Genomic DNA, 14,503 nt, shown 5'->3' with positions numbered 1-14,503 from the left:
CTTTTCACACCTCCTTAATTTTCAGACTTCCGAAATCGAAAACCACTTAAAATGGAACTTTTCTTTTGGTTCAACAATTGTTTAGGTAGCAATAACTCTGCTATTTCCTTCATTATTCCTTCAAGCTCTTTATAATAGTTCCGACTAGATAGTAACGTACTACTATTTAATTGAGATTCAAACACATCTTCTATCTCATATGGTGCTAAAGCAGTTAATAATTTCTCTCCAAAGCACTCTTCTACTACTTCATTCTTTAAGAGGGCAGAAGAAAACTTATTCCCAATGATTCTCGTTTTCTCTAAAGCTAAGTAAGAAACGAGCTTTCTCTCTTTTTGTGTAAGGGGATGTGCTATCTTTAGCAATTGATGCAGATCTGGTTCTGCTACAAAGAATATATAATCTGCCATTTCACATATTTCATGGTATAAATCTTTATCCCAATCGTAACCCGCATCAACAATAGATATAGGTGCTTCTTGGTTTGCCAATAAAACCTTAATAAAATGGTCAAAGTCATGCTCTGTTTCCATTTTTAGCTCTTGGTCCACTATAGGATTCTTTACGATATAATTTATTTTTCCTTGCTTCCATTTGGGAATTGATAATATATCAGATTCCTTCTGTAACATCTCTTTATATCGCTGCAACATAAATTCACTACGATAGTTTTCTGGTGCTTCCGTATATCCCTTTAGTAACGGATACGTATAGCCATCATCATAAAGATTCTCTATATAATTCACATCAATCTGTAATTCATTTAAGTAAGCAGCTAAAAGATGTGAAACAAAAGTAGCACCACTTCTCCTATTCATACTGGCCACAACAATTGTTCTTCTTGGAATGGCAATACCAATTTGTTTTTCATATACTGGCTCAAAAGCTAATTTATAATGTTTTTTTATAATAGGTGCTTTTGGTGTCTCCTCTGGGACAGACTTACGCTTTTGTTTGTTTTTAAATAATTTGTTGGAAATAGAGGCAGGTTCACTTTTGCCATCTTCCTCTATTTCACTTGATACTTCCTCTTCTTGCTTATCAGCAGGAACCTCAGGCAACTTTGTTTGTTGGGGTGCCTGACTTGCTCCTACAATTTCCGCTACATTTTTAATATCCGACTCCTGTAGCAGCTGCGGGATAACTTTATTATCAATATCAATTTTACGAGAGTTAAAAATGTCATAGATACCTAGATAAATCAGTTTCGCCAAAAACTCATCATCATTTTCACGCTCTGTAAATACCACAATACGAATATCCCGATTAAAGCGAATATCCCTTAACTTCTGTAAAATAATTAATTCTCGTTTATCTTCTTGTCCCGCATCAATATTTAAACGTTTGTCATTAATACATAAAATATTGGGTTGTTCCGTATCTAGAATTTCATCTAGATACTTGATGTGCATCACATCACTATCAGCTACGTCAAATCCCGCACCAATAAAATCCTCACGTAAATATGCCGTATATACAGTATCACTAATAGCTAATACAATTTTTTTCACCATAGCTAACCTCCTACAAACTCTAACGTTGGATTAAAATCATGTTTTCGATTGGAATCTGTGCCCGAAGATGAACCTTCCCAATAATTTCGTTGAGTATATACTCCATTTCAACTTGTTCCATTGGACGTGGAGCACCAAAATCAGAATTTAGTTTTACTCGTATTTCTAATCGATCTTGTATCTCATGTAGTGGCGTATCAATATAAAGAATGCTGTAGTATAAAACACCATTTTCAATATTTTTTTGAATCATATCCTTTGTTTGATGAATAAATGTAACCTCAGCAAGCTCAACAAAAGGATTATCGATTGTTACTTTGCTATTCCAATTTAAATTCCAAATCTCGCAATGTTCTTCCGCATGTACAACAACTCCATTAACAGAAGGCGTAATAGAGAAGAGACGATCTACAGGAACTTTGGTTAACGAGGTACTATTACCTTTCTTTAATTCAAGTCCTTTTTCCAATCGCTCATGTTCAAAAGCATATTCAGCACCAGTGAATGCAACTTCGCAAAATACTTGTTCTAACAATGGACGAATTCCCTCATATGTTCGTATAGCAAACACACTAAATTCCTGTGTTTCATCTGTACGAATGATTTCATACAATTCGTATTCAGATGCATTTGCTAAGGCAAAAGGAATATCTTTTATAAAATTAGGATCAGTATATAGATTCTCTGGAATTTGTGTTTCAGGATGATGTATAAACTCAAGGCATAATTGATACCCTTTTAAAAATGCATTCTTAACAGCTGCAGGGAACAGAGTTTCAAAACGCTTTACATTATTTTTAAACGTTTTTTCTTCAATTTCGTTATTAAATTCTCTTTCCTGTAAAATATTTGCCTTATTCCCTAGTAATAAAAAGTAGTGATTAATAATGCGACTAATATCCTCTTCAAATGCTGCATTGTCCTCACAATACTTTGTAAATCGTTCTTTACTCATGTTCACAATTTCGTTCATAGCTTCAAATTCTCCCTTTTTATTGTTATTTATACAAAAAAAAGACACACCGATGGCAGGTTATGTGCCTTCGGTGTGTCCGTTTAGCTAGAAATTAAATCTATTAATTTATATATTTATCTTAGTTAATTGTTGTTCACGTATAAGAATACCTCTATGAATTTTAAAAGTCAATAGATTAATTACCTCCTTGTAAACTTATATTTATTCCTTCTTTCTATTTTTCTATGTATTTAATCTAAAAAAATACAAGTAATTAAATATAAATAATCACAAGTATTTTATATAAAACCAACAAGAAATATATATAACTAAACTCAATTATTAATTATAAAGAGATTCAGCAAACACCTCTAAAGCCTTGTATTACATACGTTCCTGGATATTAAGCCAAATTCACTATCGTAATATCCCCATTACATACAAGTTCTACATCATAGAAATCACAAATTAAGAAGTTAAATACCATATTACTAAGAATTCACAAGGTTAGAATCATATTACTAAGATAACCACAAGTATTGAATCGAATTATAAACATACTGAATCGTAACCAAACATAACGTAAATCGATTATGTGCTTCCGCAAAAATGCTAATAGATATATTTTCCTAAATAAAAAAGCATGTCTTCAAATTAAAGAACATGCCAAATAACCCTTGCTTTTAAGTGATTTTTTAACAAGGGCTGCCGTATATTTTTTAAAAAATTACATGAATTCCGGATAAACACCATTCTTCTTATGATAATTTATCATTGCATCGTGTTTTTCCCCTGTAGACAAGTTTTTTTCCTTAAAACCTATCCAGGACTCTCTAAACTTAACACGCAAAAATGCTGGAATAGAGAATATTTCTTGCTGTTTCATACAACTTTCAACTTGATCTAATGCATAAGTCATTGCGTAAATTAGTAATTCACTTTGTTTTTGTTTTGTTGGTAAATAAATCGCGATATCAACAATCTCTTGTCTAAATGCGGTCATTATATTTACTTTATCTTTTTTTCGTAACGCCTGTCCCATGTGTTTTAAACGAGACACCGCTTCTTTTCTGCACTTCGCTACTGGTCTATGTAATTCTTTTTTATCATTCTCAATTACGCAGTTTGAAGAAAATACCACGTTGAACTTCTCAATGATGATTTGTTTTACCTGTTTTCTTATACTTGTAATTCTTGTTTCATTAGATTTCTTCTCTTTAGAATCAATTGCAGTAAATTGCACAATGGGGTTAATAATTTCTAAGTATTGTCTTACTTTTTTTGCATTACGATTTAATCTCTCTTTTAAGAAAGACATCTTTCTTGTAATCTGAAACTCCTCAATTTTATGTTTATAATGCTCCATACCCACTTTTCTTGAAAATGTATTGATTAAATCTAAAAGGAATATAAAACCTCTATTATCACGAGCCTTAACTAGATTACTCATTATAGTCGTTTGAATTAAGTGAAATGGAATACGGAAATACGATAGCGATATACCTGTCATATTTGCAGTTTCTGCTGTAGTGTGGTTATACAACGCATAATCTACGATTTCATATACGGTACGATTTCCAACAGGTGTTTCTTTTACAAGTCTACGCTCCAAACAAACTTGAAACCCTGTATAAATTGTTGTGTAGGGAATCCCGCTTTTTTTAGCAAGATCCATTATTTGAAATTCACGTGGTAGCATTCCTATATCATTGCATTCAAAGTGAAGCAAGATGTAAGTAGCTAAAGCTGAAGATGGTAACTCTTTTCTTTCATTTTCTAGTTTTACGATGTTTAATAGTCCATCAAAAAACTTAACCCCATGAACTTTAAAATTCTGTTGGGAAAAAGCCATTTGCGTATGCATAATGTTGCTAACTCCTTTCGAAAGAGCAGAAAAAGGCACTGTCATACCACGGATACAAAAATACTACTCTCTAAAAAAGTAATACTTGTATAACCACGGTAAACAATGCCTAAAAATACGCAAGAAATCCCCTTTTTAAGTTGCACAAATACATAAGATACAGTAAAATTATCTTATAATTTCATGCAAAATAAAAAGGTTTATTGGCTTTGTTTACCGCAGTTCCTGGAACATATTTCTTGGCGTTTTGGTTTGCGGTATACCACAATGAAATAGTTGGCGCTATTTCATTGGGCTGATGAACCTTTTTTTGCTTTATTATATTTATTTTATTATTTATACAAATTTACAATTATCAATAAATCCATATCTAGAAAAATACAAAATTATTAAAGTAACTACATCATATATAGTTTTTTTCATGGTTGCAAGGTGATTTTTTCAAAAGTATGACCTTTGCTAAATGACTATGTATAAATAACCACCACTCAAACGCCCCGTTGAGCGTCGCTCAATCAAAAACCAATTCACTATAAGTGAGAATAATTTAAATATCTACTGATCAACCACCTGATTGCCGCTCAATTAACAAGAAACTCCATCAATAAAGAGTATATGTAGAGGCTTTTCATAAACTCGATCTTTAATCACCCACTCAACCACCAGTCAATTATATTTAAATGTCACTATTATTTTATATTGGTTGACTAGTGATTGGTTGGTTGATTTTATTATATTTAACCAAATTGTAATCAGTCAATTAATCACCAGTCAACCATATTGTTTTTTAAGGTGGATGACCAGTGGATGGTTGGGTGGTTGAGTGTGGATGCGAGTTTTGAATAAGAATAAACTGTGGATTTCTAATAAAGTTGGATGCCTAGCAAACTGTTGTTTATGATTAATATAAAAATAGTTTCATACTACTAATTAAGTAGAATGAAACTATTGATATTATATAGGAGGATATAAATGAAGAAAATTGATTTGATACCAAAACCTTTTTTCGAAACTTTAGGGGAACATGGCACAACTTATTTCGTATATGGATACAGAGGTGCGCAACCTAAGTTACATTTAGGTGAGTTTAATTCATTGAAAGAAGCTAGACAATTTATTTACAAATATGCTTATAAAAATCCTCAATGGCAAAATGCAGATGGAGACATTAATGAATATAACAATAAACCATCTAGATCTGAAAGTGATAATAAATGGTATAAGGGCGTAGTTGAAAAAGAGTATAAAAAGTATGCTGATTTTAAAGATTGGAAGAAATAGAATTAGAAAACCCTTTGTATAGTAAAATATATCTAAGTACCATGATTATTATAGTTTAAAACAATAGTTGTGAATGAATCATATTGTTTATCAATGTACTAAGCTTTAGAAATGATATTAAGGATAATCAAAATAAAAAGACTATCAAAATGATAGCCTTTTTATTTTTTTCCAAAAAGCTTAGAGAAAAAGCCGCCTTTTTGTTCAGTATTCTCTTGTCGCTGAGCATTAGCGCTTTTTTGTTCTTGAATTAATCGTATAGTACTCATTAACTTTTCGTCACGTTCCTCTAAGCGCTTATTGATTCTATCGAAATTATCCTGACTTTGTTTAGCCACCGCAGCAAAGAATTCCATATTTTGTTTTGTTAATTCTTCAGTCACTTTAGCTGTAACTTCCTCAGTAATTTTTTCCGTCAAAGCTTCTATAAAGTCTGGATTGACCTGTTGTGTTTTAACTAATGAAGTTTCTTTCGGTTCACCATCACCATCAACATCTTCAGCATAAACATTACGAATAACCGTCGGATCCATATCTAAAAGCCCAACAATTTCGTGCTTTTTCTTTGACTCAGAATAATAATGTTTTATCTTCTTTACTGTATCAATACTATCCTCATGAACATATTTAAGTTGGCGTTCTTTTTTTATGTTCAAGTACTCATCAAAATCATTCAACCATCTACGAAGAGTACTTTCAGGAATATCAAGCATGGTTGCTACCTCAGATACGCGATAATAACCATCGCTTAACTGTTCATCAATCATTTGCTCACCACCTAACTATATGTTGCTTGTCCTATATACATTATATAAAAATTCTATAGAAACTAAAAGAACACCTTTTGCAGATTGCATAAAATATCATGGTTTTTAACACTTAATCACTCAACCATTCATTGCTCATTCATTTAATTTCAAATTGAAATCCCTATATTATTGAGCGGTGATTAGTCGGGTGAGCGTGATTAACACTTGATTATGTACAAAACCACCTCAAAATTCTGTGAATCGAACTAAAAATTTAACATGGATTTTCACTTATTAAAATATATCTTTTTTATTCGTTACGTATTCATTACAACGTTTATTACCGTAATAAATGCGTAACAATTAAAATATTAATTACGGTAATTATTACGGAAGTATTTAAAGTATTGATTTAATAAGGTTCTTGATTAACATCCGTAGATGTATTATAGTTAGTACATACGATAGTTCGGGAATATATACCGAAGTATCTACGGCTTTTATAACGGTATTAAATTCCGTATGATTATTTTGTCTTTTTGTACATATAGATAAAATTTATTATTTATTAAAGGTGGTGTGAAATTATTGTCTAATATATCAATGAGTAGTAGTGAGATTATTGATGTACTCTGTGAGAATTTAAATGATGGGATTTGGGCTTTGCGTGTACTATACGCAGAGGGCGCAATGAACAAAGAAAAGTTATGGGATTATATCAACCAATATCATAAAGATTATCAAATTGAGAATAAGAAAGATTATGAGGGTAAAAAAATACTTCCATCGCGATATGCTTTGGATATTATGACTGCAAGACTTGAAGGAGCAGGGTTAATATCTTTCAAAGCAATAGGTCGTGTTCGAATTTATGACGTAACAAATCTAGGAAATGTTTTAATTAGGGAACTTGAAAAACGAGTTGAGAAAAACAACTAAAATAAATATTTGAGGAGGATATACATATGGCAGGCAATTTTTCAGAAATCGAAAGCCAAGGAAATATTAGTTTAAAATTTGGATTCTTAGGACTAGGTATGGGTGGATGCGCAATCGCAGCGGAGTGCGCAAATAAAGAAACTCAAATTAAAAATAACAAATACCCATATCGTGCGATTCTTGTTAACACAAATAGTCAAGATTTTAACAAGATTGAGATTAAAAACGCGGGAAATGTACGTAAAATACAGTTAGAAGGATATGAGCAGGGTGCAGCTCGTAATCCACAGGTTGGTGAGGAAGCATTTGTAAAGCATGAAACAATGATTTTCGAAACGGTTAAGCAGGAATTTGAAGATCGTGATTTCATTTGGATTACTTGTGGTCTTGGTGGAGGAACAGGAACTGGAGCTCTATTAAAGGCAATTGAAATGCTATATGAACATGATTACAATTTTGGATTATTACTGACTTTACCACGTGATGCAGAGGCTTTAAAAGTATTAGAGAACGCAACTTCACGCATTCGTAGTATTGCTATGAACCAAGATGCTTTCGGTTCAATTGTATTAATAGATAACGCTAAACTATATAGAAAATTTGAAGAGGAAAATCCAAGTGCTTTAGCAAACGAATATACTAGCTATAGTAACAAATATATTGCTGATGCATTACACGAGATTAACCTAGTTACTTCTTCATTTACACCATTTTCAGATACACATTTTGATGCTAGTGAATTTGCTCAAGTAATTAATACGCCAGGCGTTTTATCATTAGCAAAACTAGAACTAAAATCAAATCAATTAGACACTGAAAACCCGCTAGGATACTTGACTCAATTAGGGAACGCACTAGAAAAAGGTGTTTTATACGATACAGAAAGAGAAGAACTAGAAAGTGCTAAAAAGAGCGCGCTATCTATCGTTACATCACCGCTACGAGCAGGTCGATTATATAACTTCTCATTCCTTAACCAAATGGAAAACTTCTTAAAAGAAAGAACTCCATATGTAGATGAACGTCCTATAGCTCCATATGTTAATAAACATACAACCAAAAAAGAAGAGGATATTGTAAAATTCTATTCAGTTGTTGCAGGGCTACCATTGCCAAAACGTGTGAGTGATATTATTGATGAGATTACGAGAATTAAAGAAGAACGTGAGCAAGCTAATTCTAAGAAATCAAATGCTGTTTTAAATAAGCTTTTTGCATTCGATGATTCAGTACAAGAAGAAAAACCTAAAAAGAAAAAATTGAATTTTGGTGCTGAACCTGAAGTAGAAGTTGCTGACGATTCACAACCTGCAAAGAAGAAATTATCATTCTAAACAAAAGACCGACAAATATAATTTTTGTCGGTCTTTTTCTATTTTAATAGCAATAAAAACTACAAAGAACAATTTAGAAATCTGTTATATTTTCTGTATGTTTAATATCATTTTGTACAATTCAAACAGCTTAAATAAATTGTTAGGCCGTCCTAACAATTTAACTCCAACACTTGACCTTTTAAAAAATTGTTCGGTTAAAACACGTCTTCCGTCCGAACAATTTTACAAGTACCAAAGGACTATATAAATCAATGTTTTTAGCAAATTATTAGGAAGAGAAGTGATCCCAACTTCAGCGTACGAGTTTTAGTATCTAGAATGGCGCAAATTCAGTTTGAAATTTTAATAATTTACAACGATTTTTTACTGTAATAAGATATATAGAAATGGTTGTTGTTTATTGAAAATATATTCGAGTTATGGAGTTGCATATAATGAAAATTAAAACGTATAAATATACAAGTAAAGGTACTCAGAAATCTTTTCGTTTAAAAGAGGCTGATATATTTGTATTCACATTTTTATATTACAAAAGGCATCTAACTACACGACAAATTACTCAGCTTTATAGTGCATTTGAAGGTAGGGATTTTTCCGAGGATAGTGTGTTTACAAAACTTAATCGTTTTTCAAAATATGGTGCTATCTTAACTAAAAAAATTGATAAGCGAGATGATAGTATAACAAGACGTGCGACATTCTCCTTAAAAGATAGAATGGTTGATTATCTTCAAGAATTAGGAAGGATTCCTGCAGGATCTTCAAAACGTAGATATTCTTCTTCAATCTCACTACATACACTCTGCTCACGAGAAATATTAGTACGCACACTTTTAGAAGTATCGAAAAAGACCAATACGAATAAGATATTATGCGAGCTAGATATTCGCTCATATCATCAAAAACAAAAGAAAACAGAAATTGAAGGGGCAGGTTTACTCTTAGTTCCTGATGAACACATTTCATATCAAGATAAAAATATTTACATTGAAATGGATATGTGCAAAGAAACCAATGCTACCTTAGTTGAAAAAGTGGGGAAATATATTGAATATGCACAAAAAAACAATGAGAATATAACTGTAGTTTTTGTTATGTATGACAAGTCGATGTTCCTTGCAGAAGATGCAGAACCACCATACGTACGTATGAAAAATCTATTATTTTCTATGCGGGAGTATCATGAACTTTTAATGAATCTACCAAATCTAAATATGCACATCTGCTCTTTGAAAGAAGCTGGAGATGTTATCTCAGATATCATTCTAGGAATAGATGATAATCAAAACTTTGAACAAGATATTCTTTTACCTTTATCTCAACGTACAGTAGGCGATGCCGATTGGCGTTACGCATTTGTTGAAAAAGTTCAAACCTTTAAAGAAACAATAGATGGTGGTCTTAGACGAACGTATAGAAGAGATAAAGATGCTATGCAAGATTTCTTCTTTATTTTTGGGAATGAAAATGATTACCGCATGATTGCTAGATTAGACGATGTTGTGTTTTCAAGAAGAGAAGGTGATGAGGGAGTGCCACTTGTTGTGATCTATCCAAAGCGTAAAAAGGCTAGAGATATACTTTTAATGGACACTTATGACAACGTATTACTGCTATCCCTCCAAAATGAAGATGTTACTATCGACGCAGATGAACAGATTATGGCACGTACTGCAAATAACATTCATCCCAAAAGACGTAAACTTGTAGAATTATATTAATCCATTGTTTTTTATATACTTCTATACAATTTTATTGATTTCTTTTTTTTAAGGTGTTAGAATAGCGATTGAACATATAATAAAAACTACAATCAAATCAGAACATATGAAATTAAGGCAAGCGACACACGCTGTTTTTACAGTGGGTGTCGCTTGCCTTTTTTATATGGAGAAAGGTGGAAATTAAAAATGGATTTACAATATGCAACTACTATTACTGGGGGAGTGCTCTCTGCTAGAGAAGCGTTTAAAAACCCTGAACTAGTCCTCGAACATATGACAGAAGAGGGGGCAACGTTTAGTGTTTCTCTACAAGATATCCAAATCCCGGGAAAACCGAATTACTATTGGTATGATGTAATCATTGAAACAGCAACGAATAAAAAAATAGAAGTAAATATTGCGGTACTTTCTCAGGAAGAATATAACCAGCTCTGTGAAAAAGATAGTATTGATTTATATTTAAAGCAAACTGAAGATGCAGCAAAATTCTTTCTCGAAAAATCAAAGGAACTATTCCAACCAGAATTCAATAATCGATTCAAGTTTAAACATAAAGCTCAACTATATCTGTAAGAAGTAGGTGAGCCTATATGGAGACATTTAAACAACGATTACCGTTATTTACTACACTCGGCTTAATTAGCGGATTTATTCTTTCATTTGGATTCGGTTTAGTAAACTACATCAAGTTACTCTACTATGCATTTGAACCACCGTCTTATCCTATAGAAATTACATATATACCGCTCGTTTTAATGTTTTTTTCTTTGCTATTAGGAGAGTTCAGCTTTAGGTTTTACAGCCGTATTCCTGCTTTGCATGTAGAAAATGGGAAATTAATAATTTTGATTGCTTCTCATATTGCAGTTGATATTCAATTTTTATGGTTTGCAACTGCTCCGATCCACGCTAAGGTTATTCCTTATCTAACGGATAAATCAAAACATCTTAATTTTGGTGAGTATGAAGCCTTAGGTCATGTCTTAACAGGCAATTTTCACACACTCACTATGATTTTTGTATTTTTACCAACAGTATTTATGATTTTGTTTACACTTTGGTTTAGTGGGCATATTGTTCGTTACCGAGAAGAGATATTAAAGTGGGTACAAAAATACGAATACAAAAATCACAAATTACAAAAATGGTTTAATAGCCAAGAAGAACAAATATATCCTGATGTAGAAATTGGGCCGCATATTGAGCATAAAGAGATGGTTCGTATTAAGGGGAAAGATAGAACGTTAAATTGTATTATTATTGGTCCTATTGGTTCTGGTAAAACATCTAGTTTAATTATTCCCATGATTAATCAAGATTTACATTGGATGGCACGTTTTATCAATAAGTTCATAAATGTCTTTAAAAAGAAGGATTATCATACAGAAGAAGTAAAAGGAACATTTTTAAATGGTGTGACTGTTATCGAACCCAGTAATGATTTATGCCAAAAGGTTTTGAAGTTAGTGCAAGCACATAAAATACCTGAAAGTGCAGTTTACTACATCGATCCAACTAATCCTGATACCAAAAATATAAACATTCTGCGAGGACCAGTAGATAAAGTAGCAGAGGTTTTCGCAATGGTTATTCAAGGTTTATCTGAATCTAATAATGCATTCTTTGAACAAGCACAGCGTAACCACCTCAAGCAACACATTTATTTACTAAAGCTACACAACCCACAAAAAGATGTAACCTTTGACGATTTAATTGAGATGTATGATGATGTAGAACGTGTCCATCGTATGCATAAACTATTAAAAGTACAAGTTGAAAAGTTATATGATTTTGTTCAAAGTGGTGTTGCTTCACGTGACCAAAAAAACGAGTATAAAATTATAAAAGGTATTGACGAATGGTTTGATAATACCATTCGTGAAAAAATGGATTTTCAAGGTGAACCAGCGGTTTATAAATCAGGAAAATACCGTGGACAACCAATGCATTATGACAGAGAAGAAGAATATGTAAAAGGTTTACGCAACATATTAAAAGATTTAGCTTCAAACGTTTTAATACGACGTGTTTTATTTGGAAAATCCGATTTTGATTTCGATGTTCATTTAGAGCAGGGGGGAATTTTGTTAGTCAATACGGCAAAAGGAGAATTAGCAGACCTTTCAAACGTATTAGGAAAATTTGTATTGTTAAGTATGCAAAATGCAGTATTCCGTAGAGATCCAAACGTCTCACCTTATCATCATATTATTGTCGATGAGTTTCCGGATTATGTTGTGCGGCCGTTTAAAGAATTCCCTGCACAATCTCGTAAATATAAAGTAATTCTAACAATTGCTAGCCAAACACTATCGCAATTAGCTCTCGACTTCACAGAGCAATACATGTTTACTTTACTAGGTTCGTTCCGTAACAAAATGATATTTGGAGATGTAACACCATATGATGCAAAAATTTTCTCTGACATGTTTGGTGAGAAAGAGGAATTTAAAGAGGCGGAATCCGAACAGGGTATTTCTCCTATGCAAGAGAATCCTGTTAGTCGATTAGGATCAACCTACCAGAAAACAAAAGAAGTTGTTATGTCGCCAGGAGATATCATGGCACAAGGTGCATTCATTTGTGCTGCTCGTATTGTACAAGACAATCATGTCCAACCCGTACAACAAATTACGAGTAACTTTGTACCAAAAGAAGAATTTGCTCAAGCTATTACACAGGTAGATGAAGAGATAGGACGATATTGGGAAAATGAACGTCTTCGTCTTATTAATGAATCTGTTGCAAAAGCAAATCCTATGAAGCATGTAGACGCAGAGAACATGAAGAAAATACAACCTTTGTCATCTATGCAAGAGATTGCGATGGAACAAGATAACTCTATAGAAACAAATGGAGAGCAACAACACATTGTATCATTGGAGGATTATAAGGAAAATAAGTCTCAAAATGAAACTCTACCTAATGAACCTGCACCTATGGATCAGCAGGGAGATGTTAATGATGAAGCTGAAAATAAGTTGTATGAAGATATTAAAGAATTTATTATTGAATCACAACAAATCTCGCCATCTCTTCTGCAAAGAAAATTCAAAATTGGCTATATGAAGGCTATGCAATGTATTGAGAAGCTAGAACAAAATCAAGTTGTAAGTTCTTACACAGGGGATGGACCTCGTAAAGTATTAATTTCAAATAATAGTAGTTTGCTAGAAGAAACAAGTGTTAATACTGCTCATTCATCTGATAATACAATTCCACAGGAAGTAAGGATTGGAAGCGAAGACCAAGGATCCGTAGAAGAGGAGACTAGCTGTTTTAAAGATATTCTATACGACGATGTTTTAAGTTTTGTGAAAGAATCGGGAAGTGCCTCTATATCTGTACTGCAAGACACATTTAAAATTAGTTATACACGTGCATCGAGATTAATAGAAACTCTACAACGAAATAATGAGCTGCCTGTTATAGCAGAAGAAACACATTTAGAAAGTATAAGCACTGAAATAAAAGAACCAGCCATAAAAGAAGATAAAGAAGAAGTCATAGATATAGAATTACCTCTTATGGACGAATGCTATGAAATAAACATGGAGGTAGCAGAACTAAACAAAGAATTATCTATTACTATGTTAGAGCAAGATTGGAATAAAGATTCCATTATTCATTCCGTGATTCCTATTGAGAACGAAACACTGTTTGAAGAATTCCCATCTGATGGACCTCCCGTTACAAAGATAAGAGCTGCAGAAACAAGTATAGAATCTACTTCAATTCCCGTTACAATAACAGAGACAGAAGAAATACATGTAGAAATCAACACGGTTCCAATTGAAGAAGCGCTTAATCATACCGAAGAAAACAAGCTAGATGAAGATGTAGCAAAAGTTTACGAATCTATTAGTATTACGGTACAAGAAAACTTAGAAAAAAATAGAGAAGATCATTCGAAAAATGATGAGAAGCAACCAGAATTTAAACCTATGAATTACAAAGAACGCCAAGAGCGCTTAAAATCTCAGCAAAAAAATAAGAATAATACTACGCAGTCGCTGGTTAATAAAAATGAGAAACCAAATCACAAAACATCGAACGTAATGAGTAAGGAATTGAACAATTTCTTTGATTAATAGATTGTAAACCTCAAATTAAATCTAGTAGGAATATAGCCAGTAATTC

10 protein-coding genes are annotated in these 14,503 nt (G+C 32.5%); 6 read left to right on the top strand and 4 right to left on the bottom strand.

From position 1 onward, the window contains the following. Positions 1-14: 14 nt before the first annotated feature. From ACSG5Z_RS24325 to ACSG5Z_RS24315, 3 genes are all read right to left on the bottom strand, one after another. Positions 15-1,514 carry a hypothetical protein gene (locus ACSG5Z_RS24325; RefSeq protein WP_435712348.1) on the bottom strand — a complete coding sequence of 500 codons (1,500 nt, stop codon included), beginning with the start codon at positions 1,512-1,514 and terminating at the stop codon, positions 15-17. A gap of 19 nt (positions 1,515-1,533) precedes the next feature. Then, positions 1,534-2,487, bottom strand: a complete 954-nt coding sequence (locus tag ACSG5Z_RS24320) for a hypothetical protein (RefSeq protein WP_435712347.1) — start codon at positions 2,485-2,487, stop codon at positions 1,534-1,536. A gap of 709 nt (positions 2,488-3,196) precedes the next feature. Continuing rightward, positions 3,197-4,333, bottom strand: coding sequence for a hypothetical protein (locus tag ACSG5Z_RS24315; protein ID WP_435712346.1), 1,137 nt, complete (start codon positions 4,331-4,333; stop codon positions 3,197-3,199). 972 nt (positions 4,334-5,305) lie between these two features. On the opposite strand from ACSG5Z_RS24315, the gene ACSG5Z_RS24310 reads away from it, so the two are divergent. Beyond that, positions 5,306-5,614: a hypothetical protein gene (locus ACSG5Z_RS24310; RefSeq protein ID WP_000717778.1), complete on the top strand. Its 309-nt coding sequence runs from the start codon at positions 5,306-5,308 to the stop codon at positions 5,612-5,614. Positions 5,615-5,775: 161 nt separating this feature from the next. Here the strand turns inward: ACSG5Z_RS24310 and ACSG5Z_RS24305 are convergent, their stop codons facing one another. Further along, on the bottom strand, positions 5,776-6,381 hold the full coding sequence (locus tag ACSG5Z_RS24305) for a MerR family transcriptional regulator (protein WP_098213568.1): 606 nt from the start codon (positions 6,379-6,381) through the stop codon (positions 5,776-5,778). A gap of 585 nt (positions 6,382-6,966) precedes the next feature. Between ACSG5Z_RS24305 and ACSG5Z_RS24300 the strand changes: the two genes are divergently transcribed. The 5 genes from ACSG5Z_RS24300 (at position 6,967) to ACSG5Z_RS24280 (ending at position 14,454) form a co-directional block, all read left to right on the top strand. After that, positions 6,967-7,302: a cell division protein FtsZ gene (locus tag ACSG5Z_RS24300; RefSeq protein WP_098828829.1), complete on the top strand. Its 336-nt coding sequence runs from the start codon at positions 6,967-6,969 to the stop codon at positions 7,300-7,302. A gap of 26 nt (positions 7,303-7,328) precedes the next feature. Next, on the top strand, positions 7,329-8,636 hold the full coding sequence (gene repX / locus ACSG5Z_RS24295; protein WP_435712345.1) for a plasmid replication protein RepX: 1,308 nt from the start codon (positions 7,329-7,331) through the stop codon (positions 8,634-8,636). Between the two features lie 437 nt (positions 8,637-9,073). Then, entirely contained in the window at positions 9,074-10,360 is a 1,287-nt protein-coding gene (locus tag ACSG5Z_RS24290) for a replication-relaxation family protein (RefSeq protein ID WP_435712344.1), read from the top strand. Between the two features lie 189 nt (positions 10,361-10,549). Further along, a complete protein-coding gene (locus ACSG5Z_RS24285) occupies positions 10,550-10,936 on the top strand; it encodes a hypothetical protein (RefSeq protein WP_435712343.1) in 387 nt (128 codons plus the stop codon). Positions 10,937-10,953: 17 nt separating this feature from the next. After that, positions 10,954-14,454: a DNA translocase FtsK gene (locus tag ACSG5Z_RS24280; RefSeq protein WP_435712342.1), complete on the top strand. Its 3,501-nt coding sequence runs from the start codon at positions 10,954-10,956 to the stop codon at positions 14,452-14,454. Positions 14,455-14,503 lie beyond the last annotated feature (49 nt).

The organism is Bacillus pretiosus, from assembly GCF_051294775.1.
In the GTDB taxonomy this organism is placed as follows: domain Bacteria; phylum Bacillota; class Bacilli; order Bacillales; family Bacillaceae_G; genus Bacillus_A; species Bacillus_A wiedmannii.
Note: the sequence above shows the minus strand (reverse complement) of the source record. Positions and strands in the feature narration are given on the sequence as shown.